This is a genomic window from Pseudochrobactrum asaccharolyticum, assembly GCF_003314995.1.
GTDB lineage: Bacteria > Pseudomonadota > Alphaproteobacteria > Rhizobiales > Rhizobiaceae > Pseudochrobactrum > Pseudochrobactrum asaccharolyticum.
In genome coordinates this window covers 19927-45242 of record NZ_QNRH01000002.1, presented here as the reverse complement: position 1 = coordinate 45242, position 25316 = coordinate 19927, and the positions used below count along the sequence as shown (strand labels likewise).

Below are 25316 nucleotides of genomic sequence, written 5' to 3'. Positions count from 1 at the left end.
AGAAAAATTATTAAATACTTACCATTTATTAATTCGCAGTCAAACATCTTTTGATGCTTCTTTGCCTGATTCAACAAGTATAAAACTGTACTAATTCTTATGGTGTTATACGTATTTCATGCGCATACTCAGGAAATTACAGGGAATTATAGATAGACGCGGGATGTTTTCGGCGTAGATAATGAAGTGCATTTATATATTAGAAGAATGCGATCTCAGTAAACCTTGTTTGCCAGTGCCTAAGCCAAATTAATTTTGCCTTGCTTGTTTAGATACTGGCTTCATCAATGAATTGAAGCTCCTATATTCGTCAAGTCGCGATTTCAGCATTTTGGGGCGTACAAAGATGCTTGAAGATTTCCCGAACAATGTAGCGCTTTAGGCATCGGATTATTTCACTTTTGCTCTTACCGTCGTTTGTGCGTTTTTTGACGTAAGCAAGCGTTGGCTCGTGGCTACGCATTCTTATGATGGCTACCCGATAGAGGGCTGCGTTGGCCTGACGATTGCCTCCGCGGTTCAACCGAAAGCGATTGGTTTTTCCACTGGATGCCGGGATCGGACAAACGCCGCACAATTTCGCCAATGCGGATTCGGACCGGATTCTTGTCGGATCATCGCCGACAAGAATGAGCATTTCCGCAACCGTCATCGTAGAAATGCCGTGCGACGCCATCAACACTGGTGCACACGCCGCAGCGAGGCGCTCCAGCTCTTTGTCATGCGTCTGGATTTCGTCGTGGAGAGCTAACCATCGTCGAGCCAATGCACGTAATGCAACTTTTGCGGATGCTAGCGTCGATGTGATCTCACCTGGCCGAAAGGCTGCGATATGTCGTATCAGGATGATCTTACCTTTGATCTGATCAAGGCTATCCCGTAATTCAGTCGGTGCATTGATGATAAGGGTTTTAAGCGTCACCATGGCCTGCGATCTACATTTAACTGCGGTATCACGCGCGATCTTAAGATGTCTGATCATCTCTGAAGACCCGGCGTGCGTTTTGGGCTTAGCTGTCGCCTGACCGCTTAAAACAGAGCGAGCCGCACCTTCTGCATCCAAGCTGTCGGACTTTCCGTGGCTATATCTCAGTTGACGATGAGGACGCGTCACTTCCACCACCGTGTAACCATGTTCCAGAAGTAATCGAGACAACCCTGCACCGTAAGACCCAGTGCCTTCAATGCCAAATGCTATGATGGTTCCGAGGCTAGTTGCCCATCGTTCAAGCTCAAGATAGCCTTTCGCGTTGGCTGGTATGGATAAAGTGGCTAATTTGCACCATTTTTATCGATGGCCACAGCCACATGTGTAGCTTTATGAGTGTCGATACCGATAATGATATTATTGGAATTGATAATACGCATAGATCCTCCTCTGGCTGATGATACCCAGGCATCGATCAGAGAGGACAGGACTGTGAAGGGGCGCTCCCGTCATGCTCCTATGAAGTCACATCTCGCCCGTTGCCAGGGCGATCTAATGGCCGACACGTCAACACAATGACACGGGGTCAATCGTAACAGGGGTCAGACCATCAGACCGCTGTAACATAATTACAATCATAACAATTACCTTTGCCGCTTATGGATAAAGCGTTTTACGTGGGGCTGAGGATTTGCGTTATTTATGGCTAGTGTACTGGACAGGTTAAATGCAGCGTTGCAACAGGACTGTTTTAATGCATTGCAGACATCGGCTGAGAACTTCTGTTCTGGAGTACGATTCCAGATCGATCTCGGCCGAGGGGTGCGATCAGTCAACGCATCTAATCCGCCTTCAAGATAGCGATCATACCGCCGATAAAAAGTAGTCGTGGGATAGGTATCATATCAAGGGTTTGTTTGATGGGCAGGTGTGACATATCAATAGTGCGGATGATCACCAGCTTCTTAGATGCGCAATATATCATTCCCCACCACCCCAGTTCCGGTCATAATGTTTTAAGCAGACGGTTTTCGAGTGTCAGGTCAGCAACTATTCTTTCAAAGCCAAAGCTTCAGAGCGCAGATCCTTTACCTCAGGCGAGGTTGCTTGACGGGCTGTATCACCGGACAATCTACGTTTCCCAGCATCAAGGAACTCTTTCGACCACCTATAATAAAGGCTTTCGGCTATACCTTCGCGACGGCACAGCACAGAAATGCTTTCTTCACCGCGTAGCCCCGCCAAAACAATGCGGATCTTCTCCTCCGCAGAATAGTGCTGTCGGGTCTTGCGTCTAATATTTTTGACCAGCTTATCAGCAGCGTCTTTTGATGTTCCGGCCTTCTGTGTCCTCTCAATCTCCCAATTGATAAAATGAACCAGAAATCCTCCCTTAATCAAATGCTCAAATTCGTCCCACAGGCGCTGACGTCAGACACGTAGGCATAGTAACTGGTGCGGCGCACCAAAGTCGATTACTCGGCGAGCGCATGCTAAATTGATCTATCGCCGTTGCCATGGTAAGCATGTCTCATCATTTGGGGGGCACTTAATGAATTGGACTGAACTGCTGTGCAGCGAGCGGTTGGGTGATAAAAATTATCAACCGGGAGCCAGTCGCTCCATCTTCGTGCAAGATCACGACCGAATTGTTTTCTCGGCGCCCTTTCGCCGTCTAGCCAACAAGACGCAGGTTCAGCCACTCTATGAACATGACCATGTGCATCATCGGCTTATTCACTCTATTGAGGTGAGTAGTGTTGGGCGTTCGCTTGCGATGAAGATAGGTCACTGGCTGGAAGAGCACGGGCATATTGGTGCCAACGACGTGAGTAGTATCGCTAATATTGTCCAAGCAGCATGTGTCGCGCACGATATTGGGAATCCGCCATTTGGCCACTCCGGTGAAGAGGCGATGGGTGGATGGTTCGCTGAGCGTTTTGCCGCACCTACAGGGATTCTGGCGGACATCGACAAGGCGCAGCAATCGGAGTTTATTAAGTTTGAAGGAAATGCGCAGGGATTCCGTATCATCACACGACTCGAAATGTATCGGAATGCTGGTGGGATGCGCCTTTCTAAGGCAACTCTGGGGGCTTTTACCAAATATCCTGTAAGCGCAAGTACGTTGCAGAACCTAAATTCTACGTCCCAAAACGATTATATCGGGCTTAAAAAATTCGGCCTCTTCAGCTCTGAGCTTGAGCTGTTTAGTGAGGTAGCGAAGGCTATTGGTTTGCCGGAGGAAACCAATGTTGACGCAAGATGGTGGCGCCGGCACCCGCTGGTCTTCATAGTCGAAGCAGCAGACGATGTCTGCTACAATATCGTAGATCTTGAGGACGCTTTCACTACAGGTGAACTTCCCTTCGATACTGTAAAAAAAATACTTCATGAGGTAGCTGGCAAACCTAATCGGGACGTCACCGGATATAGCCAGGCCGAACACATAGCCTTTTTACGAGCGCTCAGCATAGGAAAGGCAATCGATAGCTGTTTCGAGGCTTTCACCAGAAATTACGAAGAAATCATGGCGGGAACGTTTTCAGCGTCACTCGCTGAGGCGGGTCCACTCGCGCCACTGTTTAACGATATCAAGAAGCTGTCACGCGACCAGATTTTCACTGCTCGCAGAAAAACCGAGCTTGAGGTATCTGGGCGACGTACGATTGGTAATGTTATGTCCGGTATCCTCCCTGTCTACGAGAATTTGGCGCAGGTGAAATGGGATGCATCAAAGCTGAGCGAGCACTGCCAGCAACTTACACGCGCGCTCGATCTGGATCTACGTGACATCAATAGTCCGGTACAGGCGCTTCATGCACTGGCGGATTTCACTTCCGGCATGACCGATCGATATGCCCTTCGGATATCCAGAATGCTCTCTGGAACCTGAGGGGTGAGGGACAAGTTTTCGTTGACTTATGTAGTAAGGATACGATCGATTTAACGCCTCAGGCAACGAACAGATAATTGGATATTATTTTACGACAAGCAGGTCGCCTTGGCGAGGGCTCTCTGCTTCGAATTTACGGCGTGCAGCTTCCTCGAGAGTATCAGTTGGTGACCGCAAATATGGACGCAGTTCCTCTACCATCTGTTTGAATTTGTCGTTCTTTGATCGTACGTCGATATCCTTATTCTCACGTGCGGACAACCAATTATCCGCTTCTTGGAAGGTGGCCTTCGTTGTGTCACGCTTCTTGCCTTTCCCTGTAGTAATCATTGCGGGAACGCCTGAATAGCGGCCGAACAAATTGGTTTGGCCTGCCAAAGCGAGACTAAGTCGCTTCCGTCCGCTGACATCATGGATTAGCTTTCGAAGCGCCAAATCAATCAACTGGTCTGCTGTATGGGTGATTCTGTCAGCCAACTTCGATCGAACACGAACGATAGCTTCGTCGAGTGGAATTTCGCCATCATTTCGTTCACGACGAAGATCTATGACTACGGCGTCGATATCATCTCGTAGGTCTGTAAGTTTTATAGTCATTGTGGGTGCAGCTCCTGTCGGATTTATTACGAATTAGTGCAAAATATGTGTTTCTTGGCGTATAAACAAAAAACGGGCGCACAAAGGCGCCCTCATGTTACGATCAACTGTCTTTTATTGTTGTATGCGGGCTGGCCTTACCATGCTTAGTGGTTACGAACCGACCGGAGATCGCACTTCGATAGGTGCTCTGGGTGCTCCCGCCATCGCGAGCTTCTTTGACCGTTGTACGCGGACTTGCTTGTTCATGTTTCGCCGTAACAAACCGACCATTAATCGCACTGCGGAAATTACTTCCGCCTCCTTTGCTCTTTGCCATTTACTTGCTCCTTATCGAACGACCCGAGAAATCGGACCATTTCCACAATAACTTACAAGGGTGTCAGAAGTCGTCACCCTCTAAATCGTACGAGCATGACGTGTCATCACTTCCGTGCTTGGATTCCAATAAGTTTATGGTAAGGCATCGAAATCGCTTCTGCGGTGGTATTCAATTAGATTGCGTAGCCCCTCGGGGGCGACGACCTCGACCGCATTGCCCCATTGATAGAGATGCCACGCCATCTCGAGCCAGCCCGCGGCATGAAAGCGTATGATGAGGCTGCCATCCTCTTGCGCTTCAGCGGTCTGTTTGGGGTGAAAACAGAATTCCGCCGCCCTTGCGGCGGCGTGCGGAGCGAAACGCCATATCACCTCGTCATATTGGGCTGGGTCTTGGTAGACACCGAACGATTGCGCCGCGTAATTTTCCAGCGAAAAGCCCGGCGCCAAGCTGAAGCTTTCGTCCAACGTTTTCGCGTTTAGGATTTGGTCCATCCGGAAGTTAAGTATCTCTTTGCCACGTGTCGGCTGCCGCGCTACAAGATAACTGCGATGCCCCAGAAGAAGGCCATGTGGCTCAATGATCCGTTCGGGTGCATCCTCCGTTTTGTAGTGTATCCGTAGGCGGAATGGGCCGCGTAGCCCTTCAATTATTGCATCCAGCACTTTCGGTGCCAAATTGACACGTGGTCCGGGTCGGGTGACCGAACCCATAGCTAGGAGAACCGCCTCGACATCAGATTCAGTGCGCAGGGCATCTCGCGGCGTCAGACGGGCTAGCAGTCCGTCGCGCAGATCATTCAGGGCGGCAGCGTGGCGTAGACGTCCTTCGCTACGGGCTGTTCTGCTGGCGATATCCAGAGCCTCGATCGCTGTTTCTTGACGAATCTGCAGTCGAGCGAGCATTGGGTCGGTGACACGCCAGCGCCGTCGTCGGTCTGGGCCATCCACTGCTTCAACATTGGTGAACACGGTCTCAAGTCCCTCGGTCATGCGTTGTGCTGTTCGATGCGAGACGGCGAATTCCTCGCAAATTTCATCGAGGCCGATCCCGACCCGCCGCGTGGCGGCCAGACGGGCTAACCTGATCAGATCCTGAGCCTTTAAGAACGACATGATAAAACTCCAGACCAACTACTATGCCAGATATTGACACCCACATACGTTACGGCTGAATCTGCAATCTGTCGAGATACGATTCTTGTTGCAGATTGCGCTCGATCATAGGGGTGGAGATGCGAACAATTGAGGGTAACAAAATACTTTTGTCCGCATCGGATCTGATGCGGTTCATGGGGTGTAATCACGCGACCGCACTCGATTTAGCGTATATGCGCGGTAACGGACCTGTGCCCCGTGAGGACAGCGACGATGTAGCGTTGCTTCAAAAACAGGGTGACGCCCATGAAGCTGCTCATCTGGCGAAACTCAAGGCGTCAGGTGCGTTGGTGATCGAGATCGGTCGATCCGATTTGGCCGAAAATTCGCAGGAAACCCGGATAGCATTAGCTAAGGGGCCGCAGATTCTGTTTCAAGGAGCGCTTCTCGGCGACAATTGGGGCGGCTGGTCGGACTTTCTCGAGCGCGTCGAGCGTTCTTCGAACCTTGGCAACTTCAGCTATGAAGTGACCGATACCAAGCTCAAGCGACGGCCACATCCCAAACATGTGCTGCAGTTGGTTCTCTATTCGGACTTGCTGACCCAGATTCAGGGTGTCGCCCCTCAATTTTCTCATGTCGAATTGGGCGATGGTAGCCGCGCACGTCTACGCCTCACCGACTATCAGGCTTATTCACGTATGACGCGCCAGCGGCTCGAGGCTTTTATCGAGAAGCCTGTGCCGACACGACCCATCCCTTGCGCCGATTGTGTGTTGTGCCGCTGGGGCGATCACTGCGAAAGCCAGTGGCAGGCTGAGGATAGCCTGTTCAACGTCGCCAATATTACCCGTACACAGGTCAAGAAGCTCGAGGCGGCTGGAATTACCACCATGGAAGCACTCGCCAGGCTTGATCATCCAATCCGCAGCATGTCTGAGACCTCCCAGAAGCGATTGGTAACGCAGGCGTGTCTGCAGCATGCCCGCAAGACCGGGGCGCCGGCCTTCGAGTTGCGTGAGCCGGAACCGGGCAAGGGATTCGATCTTTTGCCCGCGCCGCAGCCAAGCGATCTCTTCTACGATATCGAGGGCGATCCACACTACGAAGGCGGACTCGAATATCTTCACGGCGTCTGGTTCGATGGCCAGTTCAAGGCTTTCTGGGCGCATGACCACGGTGCCGAAGCGCAGGCCCTAGCCGAGCTCCTCGCTTTCTTCCGGGAAAGGCTCGCGGCCTATCCCGAAGCCCGCATCTATCACTATGCGCCCTACGAGATTACCGCCTTGCGGCGGCTGACCGCCAAATACGGGATCGGTGAGGCCTTCCTTGACCGCCTGCTACGCGAGCGGCGCTTTGTTGATCTCTTCGCCGTGGTGCGCGGCGCGCTTATCGGATCGGAAGAAAATTACTCGATCAAGTCGATGGAAGCCTACTATGGTCGTGTACGCGAGGGTGAGGTCAAAACCGCTGGCGGCTCGGTCGTTGCCTATGAACGTTGGCGCGAAACAGGTGAACAGCAGATCCTCGTTGAGATCGAGGATTACAACCGCATCGACTGCATTTCGACCGAGGAACTGCGCGACTGGTTGGTGAGCATACGGCCCGCAGCGCCCTGGCCGGTGCTGTCCGCCGATGCCAGCGACAAGGAGGTCGAAGAAGATGCCGATACGCAGGCCTTGCGCGTTAAGCTTGCCTCATCCAGTCTGCCACCGGAGCGGCAGGACATGCTGTTCAACCTCGGCCTGTTCCACAAGCGCGAGGCCAAGCCGGCGCAATGGGCGGTTTTCGACAGCGCCGGCAAAGACGAGGACGTGCTGATCGACGATCTCGATGCGCTTGCAGGTCTGGAAGCCATTGGTCAGGCAGAACCCGTCAAGCGCTCGGTGCTGCGTCGCTATCGCTTTCCGCTCCAGGAGACCAAGCTGCGTGCTGGCCGCAAGGCGACGGTGCAGGTCATCGATGGGCCGCCAGCCAGTGTCAGCATCGAAGAGCTCAACCGCAGCGAGCGGATTATCGCGATCAAGGCGGGGGCGGCCAAGGCACATCTTTTGACCGATCGCCTGACGCTCCACCCCGACTGGCCGCTCAATACGGACGTCATTGCCGCTGCCCTGCGCGATGTGATCGACGATCAATGCGGCGCGCGCCGCCTGACCGCGCTCGATGATCTGCTTGCGCGTGCGGCTCCGCGTCTGGTGACGAGACCGCGTACCGATATGCTCAATGGCGCCAATCCCTTGACAGGCACCATTGCGGCGATCGCTGCGATGGAGGGCACCGTGCTGCCGATTCAGGGGCCGCCGGGAACCGGTAAAACCTATGTCACCGCGCGTGCGATCCTTTCGCTGGTACGCCAAGGGCACCGCGTCGGCGTGACTTCGAACAGCCACGAGGCCATTCGCAATGTGCTCATGGGCTGTCTTTCCGCGCAAGATGATGGCAATCCTGTCCCGGGCTTGTGCATCGGCCACAAGGTGAGTAGCGGCGAGGACGGCTATCCGGACAACTGTACCGGCGTCATCCGCTCGACAGCCAATGACGATTCTTTATGGAGTCGGGCCCATGTGGTGGGCGGGACGGCCTTCTTTTTTGCCCGACCCGAACAGGAGCAGGCGCTCGACTGGCTCTTCGTCGATGAAGCGGGGCAAGTGGGGCTGGCCAATATGGTCGCTATGGGCCGCTGCGCACGCAACATCGTCTTGGTCGGCGATCCGCGTCAATTGCCGCAGGTCATCCAGGGCGCGCATCCCGACCCGGCACACTTGTCCTGCTTGGAATGGATGCTGGGCGATCACGCCACCATCCCCCCCGATCGCGGCATCTTCCTGCCGGTTTCACACCGGATGCACCCTGAAGTCTGTGCGTTCATATCGCAGCAGGTCTATGAAGGCAGGCTTGCCAGTGCTCCCGATACTACTGTCCAGGCCATACGCGGGACGGGCTGCCCCGAAGCTGGCGCATTCTGGGTGCCGGTCGTGCATGAGGGCAATGCCCAGATCGCGACCGAGGAAGTCGCCGCCATTCTGGCGACGATCACGGATCTCCTGACGGGAACCTGGACTGACAAGTATGGGACAACGCGCCCTGTCTGTCCCGCCGACATCATCGTCGTCGCGCCTTACAATGCACAGGTCAACGCCCTGCAGGATGCTTTGCCTGCCGCCATCCGTGTCGGCACGGTGGACAAGTTTCAGGGGCAGGAAGCGCCTGTCTGCCTGGTTTCCATGACCGCCTCCTCGGTCGAGGAAACGCCGCGCGGCATGGATTTCCTGTTCTCGCTCAACCGCATCAATGTCGCCGTATCGCGCGCCAAAGGCCTGGCGCTCGTCTTCGGCGCGCCGCGGCTGCGCGAAGCCAAATGCAACACCGTCGAACAGATGCGCCTCGTCAATACGCTATGCGCACTGCCTGAATTTGGAGAATTTTGAATGTGGGAGACTTTCGAGGCGCGCCTCGATGAAAATGAACGCGATCGTCCGATACCGCTGCGCCGGGTGCTATTCGACGTGTTTCGCCGCGCGGGCCTGCGTCCGGGCGATGGCATCACCAAGAAGATGGCGTGGTTTGAATTTGGTGCTGGCGAGCGGCTGATATGGGAAATCCAGAACCCGGCCAACGTCTTCCTGCACGCAAAATGGCGAGATCTGGTCGAGTCGAATGGCTTCCCCACCGAGCTGCGACCCTATCAGAGCGGTATGAAGGACGGCGCGCGGCATTCCGCTCTTAGCCGCGATTGGTCCTTTGGCGATGCTGACTGTTTTGTCGTGAGGATTGAAAATGCCGAGGCACTGCGCCGGCTGATTGCCGTGCTGCCGCAGACCGGCGACGTGTTGACGCTCAACCCGGCTGCGATCGCACGCTGGATCGAGCGGCTGCGCCATTTCTTTCCCGCTTTCGAGCGGTTCAACCCGCCCGATCCGCATTTCGATCAGGCAGAGCGAACGTACAAACTGGAGATTGCCGCGGAGCTCAAGGCGGCGATCTCGCGGGGCGGTTCCGACCAGGATCTGGCTAATGTCGTCAACACCGCGCTGGCCAAGAGCAATTTGCTGCAATGGCGAGTCTATTGGCCCATGTCGCCCAAGGGCAACGCCGACCGCGATCAGCTCTGGCCAGCCTTGCGCGTACTTATCGACGCTGCGCTCGGCGCGCCGGACGGTCACGCCTCTGCACTGGAAGCCTTCGTCAATGCCTGGATCGCGGCCGTCCCGGACGGCAAACCCGATCCGGCCCGCCAGATTGGTGAATTCCTGTTCCTCCATCTCGCGCCCGACGAAGGCATCTACATCCGCCATTCCGTGCGCCAAGACCTCTGGTTGGAAGCCGTTGGCAGCCGCTTTCCCGATTACGCGTCGATGGCCGACACCTATCGCGACGAATGGCGCTTCATGCACGCGGTTCGCCGCGCATTTTCGGACCTAGGCCTGGCACCGCGCGACATGATCGATGTGCAAAGCGCGCTGTGGATCGTCCACAATTACAAGGATGAAGATGTGGCAACCTTTTCGCGCGGGGCGATCGAGGCGGCGATGGACGCCTATGACAGCTATCGCCAGTCGCAGGAGCACAGCTCCATCTTCGATGCCTTTGGTGAGCCGCGCGACTATTGGGTGCGCTCGACACGCCAGAGACCCAATCGAGTATACCCCTCCAAACCACTCGTCGGCTTCCTGCGCAGCAAGACGCAGCTCAATGGTGGTTGGGGACAGAAGGGCGATGCCGCTGCCCAGCTCTACAATGCCGGCTATATCATCGTCGATAGCGATGATGCGCCGGTTACGCCACCAGAGCGATACGAGCATCTAATCGGCGATGCCGACCGGATCCGGCTCTGCGCCCGCAACTACTATGTCGAACAAGCCCGCGAGAACGGCGCAGCAGAGGTTGCGATCCGTGCTGGCGACCTTGGGCGCGATATGGGCTTGCACGATCGGAATCCGGCGATCTGCAGCGCGCTTGGGAGCGAAGATTTCCAGCGAGGCGCCCAGGTTCCGCCACCGACGCACACCGAACCGAATCCTAGCAGTTCGACAGTTTTCACATATCAGCTCACCTCGGCAGAAGGGCACCCAACCATGACGCCTGCTCCCATCACTACATTGCCCGCTGCAACCAATCTTATCCTTTACGGCCCGCCGGGCACCGGCAAGACCTACGCCACAGCCTGGGAAGCGGTACGGCTCTGCCTGGGTGACGCTGCAACCGAAGCGATGCGTGATGATCGTGATGCGCTGATGGCCGAGTATCGCCGTCTTGCCGGTGAAGGCCGGATTGAGTTTGTCACCTTTCACCAGTCGATGGCCTATGAAGATTTTGTCGAGGGTCGCCAGCCCATGACCGGATCGGATGACGATGAAGGTGCATCCTCAGCAGGCTTTCGACTGGAAACAGTGCCTGGGATTTTCCGGCGTATTGCGAAGCGGGCCGAAACCGGATTGGGCAAGACCGCAATCAGCAATCGGATCACGAGTGATGGTCGCCAAATCTACAAGATGTCGGTCGGTTTTAGCCGTGACGCCGGCGATCAGGAACTCTTCGAGGAAGTGATTGAGGGCGGCTACACGCTGCTGAGCTGGGAAGACATAGACTGGAGCGACCCGAAGTATGAGGATGCCGAAGAAATCCTGAAAACATGCCAGGCACAGGGCAAGATCGAAGGGCCGGTCACATTGCAGTCTGGCCAGGTGTCGATCACCGACACGTTTCGGAATCGTCTCAAGCCGGGTGACATCATTGTCGTGTCAAAAGGGAATCGGTTGATCCGCGCCATCGGCGAGGTGACGGGTCCCTATGAATATCATCCGCGGCCGGAGGGGAACTATGGCCAGAGGCGTGCCGTGCGCTGGCTTTGGCACGATGCTGCTGGCGTGCCAGTCACTGAGATCTATGACGGTAATTTTACGATGCGGTCGCTTTACGGGCTGAGGAAGGAGCGTCTTAATATTCCGGCCCTCGAGCGTTACATGAACAGCGCAATCAAGGAGGCTGATGCCGACGTCGAGCGCGAGGCTTTCGTGCTGATCATCGACGAAATCAACCGGGCCAACATTTCCAAGGTCTTCGGTGAATTGATCACCCTCCTGGAGCCGGACAAGCGTCTGGGACAGCCCAACGCCATCAAGGTGCATCTTCCCTATTCAGGCGATGAATTCGGCGTGCCGGCCAATCTGCACATTATCGGCACAATGAACACCGCGGACCGCTCCATTGCGCTGCTCGACACTGCCTTGCGTCGCCGCTTCACCTTCCGCGAGCTGATGCCGGACGTTGCAGAGCTTCGCCGGGCGCTGGATGCTCGGAAGCTCGATGCCGAAAATCTCGACGGGATTGATCTGTGCAAGCTGCTGCACACACTCAATGAGCGGATTGAATATCTCTTCGATCGCGAGCATCAGATCGGCCACGCCTATTTCACCGGATGCAGCACTCGCGCCGATGTCGAGGACGTCATGCGTCATAAGGTCATCCCGCTTTTGGCCGAGTATTTCTATGAGGACTGGTCGAAGGTCGCCGCAGTGCTCGGCGACGGCGACGGCACCAATGGCGCCCATTTCCTCGAATCAAAGAGTCTGCCAGCTCCGGCCGGATTCGTCGATGATGAGCTGGGTGGTGACAAACGGCGCTGGAGTGTGAAGGCCAGTTTCGATTTCTCGGACTTTGCAGCCTGATGCCGGCCTATACTGTCCGAGAATGGGACAAGCTCTCCTATGGCGATGGCGAGGGGCAGATCCCGGCTCACCATGCCGACCGGCTGGCAGCTCTCGCGGCGCGCTCGGTCTTTGCGGGCCGCGGCGGAGACGGGGTGCTTGAACATGGCCGGCATGCCTTGCGCGCCCGTGGCGTGGTCGGGATTCTGGCCGCGGGCGATGCGAGCCTGGAGATACTGCCCAAGATCGATGTGGCGCCCGGTGAAACGCCCAATCACCAGAACGCGGTGATACGCAAACGCCTGGTCCATATGCTGGCCGTCGCGCTCGATCTCAAGATCGACCTGGGTGTCATCACCGATCTCGCCTGGCAGCGCGAAACTCTGCTTGAAATCCTGATTCGCATCTTTTGCGACAAGCTGACCACGGCCCTGCGCAAGGGGATGCCCCGCCGGTATCTCGAACGTGAGGAGGACTTGCCAACCTTGCGCGGCCAACTCGACATCACCCGTCAGTTCACCCGTCATGCGGTCAACTCCTCGCGCCTTGCCTGCCGGTTTGACCTGCTGTCTGAAGACATCGCGCTCAACCGGCTCATGAAGGCGGCCGTGGTACGTCTTCTTCGCGTCTCACGGCGTAGTACCAATCAGCAACGTTTGCGCGAGTTGGCATTCATCTATGCCGACATTGCCGATGTCCCGCCTTCAGCACTGCGCTGTGATGAGGTTGTCATTGATCGCACCAATCGGTCCTGGCAGGAACTCTTCGCTATGGCTCGCCTGTTCTTGCAGAACCGTTATCAGACGACCACGGGCGGCGCAGGTCAGGGTACGGCGATGTTGTTCGAGATGAACGCTCTGTTCGAAGAGTACGTCGGACGTCTGGTTGTTCGGGCGTTGGCGGGAACTGGGCTTGCCGTTTCATTGCAAGGGGGACGGCTGTTCTGCTTGAGTGCGCAGGACAGCGGAGGTGCCCTATTCCAGACCCGACCCGATATACTCATACGCCAGCGTGGCAGGGTCGTCCATGTTATCGACACCAAGTGGAAGCGCATATCTGCTCGGATCGATGATCCCAAGCAGGGCGTCACGCAAGCCGATGTCTATCAGATGATGGCCTATGCCCAGCTTTATGGCGCGCCGCGCCTGACGCTGCTCTATCCCCACCATCTGGGTCTTGGTGCCGAAGATGCTGTGCACGCATGCCACCGCATAACCGGACACGCCACGATTCTAGAGACGGCAAGCATCGACGTTGGCAGCAGCGCCGATATTCTGACGCGGTTTCGGAGCTTGTTGATCGGGGAGGCGAGTGAAGGTTTGATGCACGTTTGAATGTCAGCTTCATTTAATTTGACGTCGAAACCCGTCTGTCTGCTCCCGGCCCCATTACTGTCGTAGCTATTTTTGAAATCAGATACTACCTACTCATGGCAAAAGGGCAGTTTTGCCATATGTTGGATTTCGCTAAACGCGATCACCCGTTTCGAAGGTATTAGGGTGTAAGTAGGAGGCATAATAGTCGGGAATTGTAACATGTAACAGCACAAGGTCTCGGTCTCAACTGGAAGGTGGAGCGATTTTGATATTAAAGCTGTTTTGAGACTGCTTGTTATTTAAGCATTGAACGCTGGCGCTTGAGATATGTACCGTTGCGCTCTTCTGATACATGTTTACCATCATAAATGATGGTTTTGCCGCGTAACATCACTCTGACTGGCCATCCTTGTACTGTCATACCTTCATAAGGCGTATAATCGGCGCCATGATGCAAGATATCATTGGTAATCACGACAGATTTGTTGGGGTCCCAAAGTGCCAGATCTGCATCAGAGCCGATAGCAATCGTACCTTTTTGCGGATAAAGCCCGTAGAGTTTTGCATGATTGGTTGAAGTAAGGGCCACAAAACGGTTCAGCTCAATCCGGCCTTTGCCAACACCTTCGGAAAACAGGATAGGAAGTCGGGTTGCCACGCCCGGAATTCCGTTTGGAATCCAACGAAAATTTTCCTTACCCTTGGCGTTGAGTTTTCCTTCAGGTGCAGCATAGCGAAATGGACAGTGATCTGAGGAGAATAAATCGAAAGTCCCGTTTTCGATCCCTTCCCAGCACGCTTCCTGACTGGCCTGGTCACGGGGCGGCGGCGAGCAAACATATTTCGCCCCCTCAAGCTCGGCAGTGTCCAGATCATCAGCTGTGAGAACCAGATATTGCGGGCAGGTCTCACCAGCCACTTTGCTGCCGCGCAAACGCGCCCGTTGAATTTCTTCCATTGCCTGCCTGTTGGAGACATGAACAATGACGATAGGCGTATCGACAACTTCTGCCAGTGATAGGGCACGATGCGTTGCCTCGCGTTCAGCGGCAGCAGGACGGCTGGATGCATGATATCTGGGGGCGAATTCACTGTTGTCTTCATGACGTGCAATCAGAAAGCGGATTACGTCTTCATTCTCACAATGAACAAGCACCAGAGCGCCGGATTTTCTGGCGCTGTCTAACGTTTCAAGAATTTGGTCATCACGCAGCCGCAGGCCGTCATAAGTCATAAAGATCTTCACTGATGTATAGCCGTCATGCACCAGTGCGGGAAGTTCTTGGCCCAACACATAACTGGTTGGATCCGAGATGATAATATGAAAACTAACATCGATGTGGCAGTCGTCCTTCGCCAATGCATGGTAGTCGGTTAATGCCTCACGTAAAGTCATGCCTTTTTGTTGTAAGCAAAAAGGCATGACTGTCGTGTTACCACCCATAGCTGCAGACAAGGTTGCGCTGGCAAAGTCATCTGCCATAACAATACCATCACCGGAATATTGTGAAATATGCACATGGCTATCAATACCGCCGGGCATAATCAGCAGGCCTGTTGCATCGATGATCTCTTTTGCCGTGTTTAAATTCTCTGCAAGAGCTACGATCTTTCCAGCGGATATGCCCACATCACAGCGATATGTGTCGCTTGCGGTCACTACTGTACCGTTCTTGATGATGGTGTCGAATTGCATCAACCTTCGCCTTCTCTTTTAAAATCCGATTGGGAACCAATTCCAGATGGTTCCATGTCATTGGGGGGTAGAATTTATGAACAGAGGAACTTTGGAATTTACGGTTACACAGTTTTTCCAAGGATCTGATCGAAGGCAGCGATTAATGCATCAACCTCGCTGATTGTGTTGTAATGCACCATTGAAACACGCACAGTTCCATTGCTCGGTGTGAGGTCGAGATATTCAATCAGTCGGCGGGCATGAAAATCGCCAAACCGGATGGCTATTTTATAGGCATCCATCGATTTGCAGATTTCTGCGGAATCGTGACCATCAAGAACAAAGCTGATTGTCGGAATACGCTGTCCATCACGCTTGGCAGATTGACCGATGATGCGGCAATCATTTCGGCTGTGCAGGTAGGACAACAAGCGCTCGGTCAGCGCATCTTCTTGCTGTGCGATCGCATCATATGCGGTGACGATTTTCTCACGCGTATCACCGTTTGATCCTGCACGCGTTCCCAGCTCGCATAAGTAATCAACGATACCGACTGTCGCATAAGCCAGTTCATAATTCGGGTTGCCCGGCTCCAGCTTTCCCGGAACTTTCTCTCTGCCGTAAAAATAATGATAGAGCGGATCAAGCTCGAGCAAATGGCTGAATTTGCCATACATCATTGCATAATGCGGACCGTAGGTTTTGTAGAAACTGAAAACGTAGTAATCAACATTCCATGCCTGTACATCAACGGCACGGTGTGGTGCATAGGCGACTGCATCGACACAAATTCGTGCACCTCGCGCATGTACAAACTCTGCAATCTCCTCAATTGGGTTGATTGTACCCAGAATATTGGAAACATGAGTTACGCAAACCAGTCGTGTCCTGTCAGACATTATAGGTTCGAGATCTGCAAGATCCAGTGAATAGGTTTGCTTATTCAGGGGCCAGAACTTGATGACAATACCTGCTGCACGCAATCTGTCCCACGGGCCGATATTGGACTCATGGTCTGATATGGTGACAATAATCTCGTCGCCAGCAGACAGCTGACTTATCATTGCTTGTGCTAAGTTTTGCAGCAATACGGTGGTGGAACTGCCGAATACAATCTCTTCAGGTCGAGAAGCATTGACCAGCTGCATCGCCGCAATTCGGGCATCTTGTAAAGCCTGGGACGCTTGCTGGGAAATTTCGTAACTGCCACCGATCTGTACATTTTTGTTGAACAGAAAGCTGTTCATTCGTTCAACGGCTTTTTTGAGAATTTGTGAGCCACCGGCATTGTCAAAAAATGTCCACTCACTTTGCAAACCAGGAAATTGGCTGCGTACATAATCGATATCCAGCTTATGAGGCTGTTGCATATTTTATCCTCCAGACGGCATAGTAATTTTAATGATTAAGGACGGCGCGCAGAAAACTCTTGGTTCTCTCTTCCTTCGGGTTGTCGAAGATTTGCGTCGGTGTTCCGGTTTCGATAATGCGGCCACTATCCATGAGGACAACGCGGTCAGCGACCTGCCGCGCAAAGCCCATTTCATGAGTGACAACAATCATCGTCACACCTGCATCTGCAAGGTTTTTCATCACATCAAGAACTTCGCCTACCATCTCCGGATCAAGCGCGGAGGTCGGCTCATCAAACAGTAGGGCTTTAGGTTCCATAGCCAGCGCTCTGGCAATGGCGACACGTTGCTGCTGTCCGCCGGAGAGGTTGCCGGGATATTTGTCGGCCTGCTCAGAAATGCCTACACGCGCCAATAACTCATGTGCCTTTCTGGCTGCTTCATTTGCCGATGTGCCTCGAACACGCATCGGTGCCAGCATGACGTTTTTTAAAACAGTCAAATGGGGAAAAAGATTGAAGGATTGGAACACCATACCAACTTCAGCACGCACTTTTGCGAGGTTTTTTCCGCGTCCGACCTTCATGCCATCTACAGTGATACTGCTGTCGGTGGAAAATGGTTCAAGATAGTTGATGCAACGGATCAGAGTTGACTTACCCGATCCGGATGGTCCGATAATGCAGACAACTTCGCCCTCAGCAATAGTGAGATCTATGCCATGCAAAATCTGTAGGTGGCCGTAGGATTTTTTTAAATCCTTAATTTCAATAAGCGGCTTCATTTAGCGTGCCCCCCGGTTAAAGCGTTTTTCGAGATGCGCGACAATCACAACAAGCGGCCATAATAATGCGAGATAGATCAGGGCTGCGCCAATCAGGGGGGTAGGATTGGCAGCCAGTGCCTGTGCTTGCGTGGCTTGTTTAAGAAGATCCGGCATAGCAACAACCGAGGCCAGTGCTGTGTCCTTGAGTACGTTTATGCAATTGTTGGTCAAAGGCGGAATAACGATTTTAACTGCCTGTGGCAGGATCACATCCATCATTCTATGTCGCGGGGAGAGGCCAAGCGCGGCCGAGGCTTCGAATTGTCCGTGTGGGACGGCTTCAATACCTGCACGAAATATTTCTGCTGTATAGGCGGCTGAAACCAACGTCAGGGCGACTACTGCAGAGAAAAACGGGGATAATCGAATTCCGACGAAAGGCAGTGCGTAATAGACAATAATCAGAAGCACCAAGAGCGGGATAGAGCGAAAAATATCAATGTAAATTTTCGCAGATATTTGCAAAAAGCGGGGTGCGTAGAGCCGGATCAATGCCAAAGCTAACCCGCCGACAAGGCCGGCAATAATACTGGTAATGCCGATCTTGATGGTTACCAGCAGGCCGGACAGCAGCAGCGGGAATGTCCTTATCAGGACGGGTATATTGAAAAATGTATCGAGGACTTCCATAGCGCTATGGCCTTTATTTGATCAGGTGGACGGCGAAAATATCGCCGTCCAGAATGAATATTTGCGTTATTCGCTGCCATTATTTTGCAGCGGGCATATCCATGATCTTGACCGTTGAGGTTCCCTCATCTGCTTTTGCGCCGAACCATGTTTCATGGAGCTTGGCGATGTAGCCTTGCTCTTTGAGCTTTGAGATCACATCGTTGACTTCGTTTGCCAGCGGATCATTCTTTTTGAACATCACCGAATATTTCTCGCCGGTGGGGATACGCTCGATAACTTTCAGTTCCGGTTTATCTTTGACGTAATATTGCAGGGCAGGAATGTCGCTGATGTAGCCGTCAATGCGTCCGGCCGCCAGATCAAGCATGGCAGATGAAAGCCCCTCGAAACTACGGATTTCTCCAAGCTTATATTCTGCTTTATTGTTGGTAACCCACATATCGCCGGTAGAACCGGTATCAACGCCGATGACTTTGTTTTCCATATCTTTCAGGCTGGTGAAGCCACTGGAAGACAGTGCGGTCAATGATTGGTCGCTGTCATAATATGGTTGTGCAAAAGTGACTGACTCTAAACGTTTATCCGTGATGGTTATGGACGAAACTGCCATATTAATGCGGCCTGATTGTACCGCAGAAAACAGCCCATTAAACGGGATGTTGACGATCTCGACTGATTTGCCCATTTGCTTGGCAATTTCATTGACCAGATCGATTTCGAAGCCAACGTCCTTACCTGTCTCGTCTTGGAATTCCCATGGAACATTGCCGATATTGGCGCCAACGGTCAGGTCAGCTGCATTCGCAGGTTGAATAGCCAATCCGGCACAAGTGAGCATGCCTGTTATGACAGATGCTTTTATGATCTGAAGCGTTTTCATAAGTTCCCCTTGTTCTTTTTTACTAGTTAATCTAGTTTTGTTTACTGGTCAGACTGGTCAGACCAGTTGATAGGAAGAAAGCACACATACTTACTGTTTGCAAGGCAGGGTAAGGATAAATAAGGTTGATATTTATGTATCTATCGCTCGGGCAACTGGGCGTGTTGTCTGCAAACAGAACGACTACATGGGTTTTGATACGCGAAGTCCATATTAAGTGAAATGATGACGGGACTTATAATGTTAAATAAAACTCTGGTTCCGCAGTCAGTGGCCCGTAAAATTCAGGGCATGATACAGACGGGGGAGTTTCAGTCGGGTGATAAAATTCCGTCGCAGCGGGAGTTTTCTCAGCAGCTGGGTGTCAGTCGTGCATCATTGAGAGAAGCATTGCTGACTTTGGAGACACTTGGCCTGCTTGAAACCGAAACAGGTCGCGGGACCTTTGTTGTGGGTGGTAAGCCATCATCATCCAGTCATATGGCATCGTGGCGTTATTCAGACAGCTATTCGGCATTTGATGTTTTTCAGACGCGGATTATGCTGGAAGGGCGCATTACCAGTCTGGCCGCAGGAAGACTGGCTGCAAGCCAGCTTGATCAGATGGAAAATTTAACGCAACAAATGGAAGAATGCTGGGCACGTCAGGATTTGCTTTCCAATGTTGAAGCCGACCTTGAGTTTCACGCCATTATCGCTTCCAGTTGCAGTAATGCTATGTTGAGATCACTATATCAGATGGTTAGGGAACAGATTTCGGAAACTCAACGGCATCCTATTCCGATCACAGAGCCTGCGCGGATGCGTGCCTCTATTGCCGAACATCGGCGGATTATCGCGGCGTTGCGTGCACATGATGGTTTATTAGCGCAAAGAGAAATGGAAAACCACATTCTCAACACGGCTCGTTGTGCAGGGCTTGCCCCATAATCCAAAGAGTAATGAATTGAATATATAAGCGTTTCTCGTAATGATTATCTGTATTTCAACCTACGAAAATATAGTGTGGTCTGCTCCATTGGATGACACGGATTTAAGGTTGTGTATACTCAGCCTGAGCGCCATTCCTGGCGTTTAAGCCCGTTGAGGCCTCACGGTGTCATCGTGTGTTGAAATTTTGGCTTTTCCCCTTTGAACGGTGATATGCAGCACTGTAGGGGAGGGACTGCACTATGGTAGTCGTTGCAACTGGGAGTGCATGTCGCAAAAAAGTCCTCAACGAATTGACAGGTTCTTTGCAATATCCACAAACTGCCGCACCGCTTTGGTGCGGTTTGAACGCTTCCATACCAGAATTGTCTGCACCCGAAAATCAGGATGCACCAGCGGCCGAACCTCAACACTGTGGCCAAGATAATTGATCAGGCTTTCAGGATAAATCGTAATTCCCAGCCCTGCTGCCACCAGCCCGATTAATGCCAGCGTATTGGATGCCTCAAGCTTGACATCGAGCGGCACACCGGCACCGGCAAACATATCATTAAGACGCCAGCGGAATGCCTCCCATTCTGCCATATCTCCGAGGATCAGATCATAATCAAGCACATCTTCCGGCACGATATTATGCTTACGTGTCAAAGGATGATTGCGGGGTGTCACCACATAAAGCGGGTCATCAGCTAGGGTCAGGCAACTGAACTCCGAATGTTCAAACGGTCCGATCATATAGCCGACATCAATCTGATCATGCATCAGCTCCAGCTTTTGCCCTTGTGATCGGACATAGCGTAAGCCGACATTAATATGCGGATATAGCCGGCGATAGCGCGATACGGCACGCGGCATGAGTTCGGTTGCCGCAAAAGCCATATAGGCCACCCGCAGGCTGCCGGTTTTGCCATCGGCAACCAGTCTTGCTGCCTGAACGGAACGGTCATAATTTTGCACCAGCCGGGCATTTTCTTCATAGAAAATCCGCCCGGCAGGGGTCACAGAAACTTCGCGTGTTGTGCGTTCAAATAACGGGAAACCAAGATAATTTTCCAGCTTTTGGATGCGGCGCGTCAGTGCGGATTGATCAATATTCAGCCGCTCGGCACTGCGGCGAAAATTCAGTTCTTCTGCCACCACCAAAAAGGATTGGGTCAGTTCAAATTCGAGATTTGCAATCAAGATGTTCCCCCTGAACATTTTTTCTGTCTGCTCTGATCCGTGACGCAAACCAACAGCCGCGGCCAATTGCAAAGACAGGGCTTCTCCCGAGCCAGACAGCATAGAAAATCATTTATGCACCAGACGCAATAATAATTGGCAAAATACCAATTCATTTCAGTTTCAGCATTTGCCAATCTGGGTTCAGATAATCGCCGGAAGCATTTCTGCCGATCATCGTTCATCGCAATTTGAGCCGGAAAAACGGCTCGGCAAGAGGGTTAGTTATGAGCGAAGTTGATAATAAAGAACTGGACCGTATGCTGAAGCAGGCTTTTGACGCTTCCAGCAAAATCTATCAGGAGCGCGGTTTTCAGCGTCGCGTCGGCTTTGGAAAACGTCCGGCTCTGATCAGCGTGGACCTGGCCAATGCATGGACCCGTCCGGGCAATCCTTTTACCTGCGATCAGGATGCCATGGACAATGAAATCATTCCGGGCATGCAGCGTCTGTTGGCAGCCTGCCGCGCCAATGGCCATCCGGTTATTCATGTGACCACCGCTTATGAAATCACTGACCGTGATGCCCAGTTTACCGATATGGGCCTGTGGCATGACAAGATCCCTGTTGATGTCATGAATATTGAAAACAAGGATCTCTGGGCCATCGACAGCCGCATTGCTCCGGTTGAAGGTGAATATACATTGCTGAAAAAACGTGCCAGTTCCTTCCATGGCACCGAACTTGCAGGCATTCTGCGTGCTGCCGGCGTTGATACAATTCTGGTTACCGGTGTGACTGCAACAGCTTGTGTTCGCACAACAATCTGTGATGGCCTGGCTGACGGCTTCCGCACGATCGCTGTGCGTGAATGTATCGGTGATCGGGTGCCGGGTGCTGTTGCCTGGAATCTTTATGATATTGACGCCAAATTTGCCGATGTGCACAGCGTCGACGAATGCGTCAGCTATCTGAATACCGTCAATGGTATGCGGGAAGCTGCAGAATAAGTCATTGCACTGAATGCGCCCTGATGAAAGGGCGCATTTCTTCATCGGGAGGGAAGAGCATGCATGACACTTCAAAAGCATTACAGCATCCGGTTTCACGCCGTCAGACGCTGCTTGGTTTAAGCGCACTGGCAGGACTGACCGGACTTTCACTTGGCGGATTGAAGCCGGCGCAAGCGGCTGGCGGCAATCTGGTTGTTTCCAATTGGGGCGGTGACTGGAACGACCGCACCGTGCGTTTTGTTGAAGCGCCGTTGCTGGAAAGTCAGGGCGTGCGGATTACCCGCGATCTGGGAATGGAAGCCGAACGCAAAGCGAAAATGTTGGCGGAACGGCGTCTGCGCCGCGGCTCTGTGGATGTGCTGCATCTCAATCAGGCCGATGCCTATGATATGTTTAAACAGGATATTCTGGCCGATATTGATCAAAGCAAAATTGCTAATTTCAGCGATGTGCCGGACGCATTGAAAGCCAGTCCTTATTTTGTGCCATGGCTTTATAGTGGTGTGGTGCTAATTTATAATAAGGACAAAATCGCCCAACCGCCGCAATCCTATGCCGATCTGTGGGATGCAAAATGGGCAGGTAAAATCGGTCTCACCAATCAGCTGTTTTTTAATTATATGATGATGGCCGGCCTGATCAATGACGGGCATATGACCAATGTTGATGCGGGCAAAGAGCGGCTGCTGGAACTTAAACAAAAGACTGCGCCGCGTATTTATGCAACGCATCAGCATTTGCAGGCAGCCCTTCTTGCCGGTGAGATTGATGTTGCGGTCAATTATAAAGCTCGTGGTCTGCAATGGATCCATGACGGGGCACCGTTGGCCATTCAATATCCGCGCGAAGGGGCAATTGCCGTGATGTTTGGTACATGCCTACCAAAACGCGCCCCCAATCCTGAGCAGGCCTATCAATATTTTGAGGCGATGCTTGACCGTAAGGCGATGGCCGAGCTGGCAGAAGCAAGTTTCTACGCGCCTGCCAACAGTGCCTCGCATCTGCCGGATGATTTGCGCCAGAAGATTGATTTTTCTGCGGATGAACAAACGGCTCTGAAATTTCCGGACTATGACTATGTTGCGCATAATACAGCGGAATGGCTGGAATGGTGGAGTAAAAACATTGCCGTTTAATCGGGGTGATCATCACCGGTAAAAGCAACAAGCCAGTGGCGTGATTAACACGTCGTGCCACATAATCAGGGAAGTCAAAATCAATGCTACCAACAGAAGCTCTGATCAAGACGCCAGCGCCTGTTATCTCCGGCTCCGGCTGGAACAAGCTGGAAGGCGCACCGCAACGGCCTAAAAAGGTGCCGCCTGCTGTTGGATTGATCACACCTGCCACAATTTTTGTACTGCTTGGCCTGTTGGCGCCTCTGGCATTGATGCTTCGTTACAGCTTCAATCAGTATGATCCGGCAGAGTTGATGATTTCTGCCTTCACCTTTGAAAATTATGCCAAGTTTGTGCAGGACAGCTTTTATCAGAGCGTGTTGATGACGACATTAGCAATTTCGGCACTGGCCACAGTGATCTGTCTGATTGCAGGCTTTCCGGTTGCCTATTTTATGGTGCGGCTGGCCACGCCGAAAATGCGCTCGTTGTTCTTTATTCTGATTATCTTGCCGCTTTTGATGGGCAATGCGGTGCGCACCGCCGCATGGATGGTCATTCTCGGCGATAAAGGACTTCTCACTTCCAGCATGACCATGCTGGGGCTTGATCCGGTCAAACTGATGTATACACCGACAGCCGTGATTATCGGGCTGGTGTCAGTGTTGTTGCCGTTCATGATTATCACCCTGCAAAGCGTGATGCAGGGGCTTGAAAGTAATCTGGAAGATGCGGCAGCAAGCCTTGGTGCTGGTCATCTGACGGTGCTGCGTCGGATTGTTCTGCCGCTTGCGCTGCCGGGACTTCTCGCTGGCACCATGCTCTGTTTTATCCTGTCGATGAATGCCTATGCCACACCGGTTCTGATCGGTGGCCCGCAGTTTCATATGATGGCACCAGAGGTTTATCAGCAGATCACCAAAGCGATGAACTGGCCTTTTGGCGCAGCGCTGGCCTTTATTCTGATGGGCGTCACGCTGATCCTGACCACCGTTTCCAACGTGATCGTCCAGCGCCGCTACCGCAAATGGAGTGAATGAGACCCCTTTTTCTGTCTAAAATACGAGAACTCTTTCGGCCTGATTTGGGAGGATCACATGTCGAACGCTGCTTTAAACCGCATCTATGCCCTGTTGTCAGGATTGGTATTGGCGTTCATCGTCCTGCCCTTAGGCATCATCGTGTGGGCAAGCTTCTTCGCCAATAAAATCCTCACTTTTCCGCCAACCGGCTATACATTTGACTGGTATATCCGCGCCTGGTCGATGGATGTGTTTCGTGAGGGCTTTCTGGTCAGTATCCAGACCGCGGTAATCGCAACCGGTATCAGTCTGCTGCTCGGTGTGCCTGCAAGTCTGGCGCTGGTGCGCTATCCGTTTCCCGGACGTGACGCCATTCAGAGCCTGTTATTATCGCCGATGATTGTACCGGGGATAGTCGGTGGCGCCGCACTGTATATTGCCTTTATTGAACTGGAGATCCTGTTTGATGTGCAGGTTGCTGGCACATTGGGAGGACTTCTCACAGCCCATGCCTTGATCGCTTTTCCGTGGACAGTACGTCTGGTCACTGCCTCACTGACCGGGACAAACCGCACCATTGAAGAAGCTGCGGCAAGTTTGGGCGCTGCGCCTTTCACCGTGTTTCGCCGGATTACTTTGCCAGCCATCCGCTCAGGTTTGATCGCAGCAGCGCTATTTTCTTTTGTAATCTCATTCATTGATCTGGAAAAGTCACTGTTTCTTGTCGGCCCCGGCCGCACAACCCTGCAGATCGCGCTGGTTAATTATATGGAGTGGAACCTCGATCCGACCGTTGCCGCGGTTGCCAGTGTGCAGATCCTGATCATCTGCGTTCTGCTCGTTATCAGTGACCGCTACGCCAAGCTGAGCCGTGTATTTTGACCGTCATCACCAAGA

Annotated in this window: 19 protein-coding genes and 1 pseudogene; 9 read left to right on the top strand and 11 right to left on the bottom strand. The window is 52.8% G+C overall.

Going from position 1 to position 25316, the window contains the following annotated elements:
- Positions 1-310: 310 nt before the first annotated feature.
- Together DFR47_RS04845 and DFR47_RS22080 are read right to left on the bottom strand one after the other, a co-directional pair.
- Positions 311-1261, bottom strand: a complete 951-nt coding sequence (locus tag DFR47_RS04845) for a transposase (RefSeq protein ID WP_210207274.1) — start codon at positions 1259-1261, stop codon at positions 311-313.
- Positions 1262-1674: 413 nt separating this feature from the next.
- A pseudogene (locus DFR47_RS22080) lies at positions 1675-2287 on the bottom strand (transposase); the annotation flags it as partial.
- A 193-nt stretch (positions 2288-2480) separates the two neighbouring features.
- On the opposite strand from DFR47_RS22080, the gene dgt reads away from it, so the two are divergent.
- Positions 2481-3824: a dGTP triphosphohydrolase gene (gene dgt / locus DFR47_RS04835; protein ID WP_113943295.1), complete on the top strand. Its 1344-nt coding sequence runs from the start codon at positions 2481-2483 to the stop codon at positions 3822-3824.
- 84 nt (positions 3825-3908) lie between these two features.
- Here dgt and DFR47_RS04830 read toward each other — a convergent pair whose 3' ends face one another.
- The 3 genes from DFR47_RS04830 to DFR47_RS04820 all read right to left on the bottom strand — a co-directional run bounded on the left by DFR47_RS04830 (position 3909) and on the right by DFR47_RS04820 (position 5858).
- Entirely contained in the window at positions 3909-4421 is a 513-nt protein-coding gene (locus DFR47_RS04830) for a hypothetical protein (protein ID WP_113943294.1), read from the bottom strand.
- 103 nt (positions 4422-4524) lie between these two features.
- The gene (locus tag DFR47_RS21985; RefSeq protein WP_113943293.1) at positions 4525-4740 is read right to left on the bottom strand and encodes a hypothetical protein; all 216 of its coding nucleotides are present in this window, start codon (positions 4738-4740) and stop codon (positions 4525-4527) included.
- A gap of 134 nt (positions 4741-4874) precedes the next feature.
- A complete protein-coding gene (locus tag DFR47_RS04820) occupies positions 4875-5858 on the bottom strand; it encodes a helix-turn-helix transcriptional regulator (protein WP_113943292.1) in 984 nt (327 codons plus the stop codon).
- 119 nt (positions 5859-5977) lie between these two features.
- Here DFR47_RS04820 and DFR47_RS04815 point away from each other — a divergent pair, with 119 nt between their 5' ends.
- Genes DFR47_RS04815 through DFR47_RS04805 form a run of 3 tightly spaced genes read left to right on the top strand, consistent with a single transcriptional unit; the run spans position 5978 to position 13824 of the window.
- Positions 5978-9271, top strand: a complete 3294-nt coding sequence (locus tag DFR47_RS04815) for a TM0106 family RecB-like putative nuclease (RefSeq protein ID WP_113943291.1) — start codon at positions 5978-5980, stop codon at positions 9269-9271.
- Positions 9272-12511: an AAA family ATPase gene (locus DFR47_RS04810; RefSeq protein WP_245416459.1), complete on the top strand. Its 3240-nt coding sequence runs from the start codon at positions 9272-9274 to the stop codon at positions 12509-12511. It begins immediately after the preceding gene.
- Complete coding sequence (locus tag DFR47_RS04805) at positions 12511-13824, top strand: McrC family protein (RefSeq protein ID WP_113943290.1); 1314 nt, start codon at positions 12511-12513, stop codon at positions 13822-13824. The genes DFR47_RS04810 and DFR47_RS04805 overlap by 1 nt, the downstream gene beginning before the upstream one ends.
- Before the next feature lie 277 nt (positions 13825-14101).
- Here DFR47_RS04805 and hydA read toward each other — a convergent pair whose 3' ends face one another.
- The 5 genes from hydA to DFR47_RS04780 all read right to left on the bottom strand — a co-directional run bounded on the left by hydA (position 14102) and on the right by DFR47_RS04780 (position 19133).
- Positions 14102-15502 (bottom strand): dihydropyrimidinase, encoded by a 1401-nt coding sequence (hydA, locus tag DFR47_RS04800; RefSeq protein ID WP_113943289.1) that lies wholly within the window; start codon positions 15500-15502, stop codon positions 14102-14104.
- 104 nt (positions 15503-15606) lie between these two features.
- A complete protein-coding gene (locus DFR47_RS04795; protein WP_113943288.1) occupies positions 15607-16854 on the bottom strand; it encodes a cysteine desulfurase-like protein in 1248 nt (415 codons plus the stop codon).
- Between the two features lie 28 nt (positions 16855-16882).
- Positions 16883-17620, bottom strand: coding sequence for an amino acid ABC transporter ATP-binding protein (locus tag DFR47_RS04790; RefSeq protein WP_113943287.1), 738 nt, complete (start codon positions 17618-17620; stop codon positions 16883-16885).
- Entirely contained in the window at positions 17621-18292 is a 672-nt protein-coding gene (locus DFR47_RS04785) for an amino acid ABC transporter permease (protein WP_113943286.1), read from the bottom strand.
- Positions 18293-18371: 79 nt separating this feature from the next.
- Positions 18372-19133, bottom strand: a complete 762-nt coding sequence (locus DFR47_RS04780) for a transporter substrate-binding domain-containing protein (protein ID WP_245416487.1) — start codon at positions 19131-19133, stop codon at positions 18372-18374.
- Between the two features lie 282 nt (positions 19134-19415).
- On the opposite strand from DFR47_RS04780, the gene DFR47_RS04770 reads away from it, so the two are divergent.
- A complete protein-coding gene (locus DFR47_RS04770; protein WP_113943284.1) occupies positions 19416-20105 on the top strand; it encodes a FadR/GntR family transcriptional regulator in 690 nt (229 codons plus the stop codon).
- A gap of 285 nt (positions 20106-20390) precedes the next feature.
- Here the strand turns inward: DFR47_RS04770 and DFR47_RS04765 are convergent, their stop codons facing one another.
- Complete coding sequence (locus tag DFR47_RS04765) at positions 20391-21287, bottom strand: LysR family transcriptional regulator (protein WP_245416458.1); 897 nt, start codon at positions 21285-21287, stop codon at positions 20391-20393.
- Between the two features lie 266 nt (positions 21288-21553).
- On the opposite strand from DFR47_RS04765, the gene DFR47_RS04760 reads away from it, so the two are divergent.
- From DFR47_RS04760 to DFR47_RS04745, 4 genes are all read left to right on the top strand, one after another.
- Positions 21554-22276 (top strand): isochorismatase family protein, encoded by a 723-nt coding sequence (locus tag DFR47_RS04760; protein ID WP_113943283.1) that lies wholly within the window; start codon positions 21554-21556, stop codon positions 22274-22276.
- 59 nt (positions 22277-22335) lie between these two features.
- Positions 22336-23415 (top strand): ABC transporter substrate-binding protein, encoded by a 1080-nt coding sequence (locus DFR47_RS04755; protein WP_113943282.1) that lies wholly within the window; start codon positions 22336-22338, stop codon positions 23413-23415.
- An 83-nt stretch (positions 23416-23498) separates the two neighbouring features.
- Positions 23499-24437 carry an ABC transporter permease gene (locus DFR47_RS04750; RefSeq protein ID WP_113943281.1) on the top strand — a complete coding sequence of 313 codons (939 nt, stop codon included), beginning with the start codon at positions 23499-23501 and terminating at the stop codon, positions 24435-24437.
- Positions 24438-24494: 57 nt separating this feature from the next.
- Positions 24495-25301 (top strand): ABC transporter permease, encoded by an 807-nt coding sequence (locus tag DFR47_RS04745; RefSeq protein WP_113943280.1) that lies wholly within the window; start codon positions 24495-24497, stop codon positions 25299-25301.
- The last annotated feature ends 15 nt before the right edge of the window (positions 25302-25316 follow it).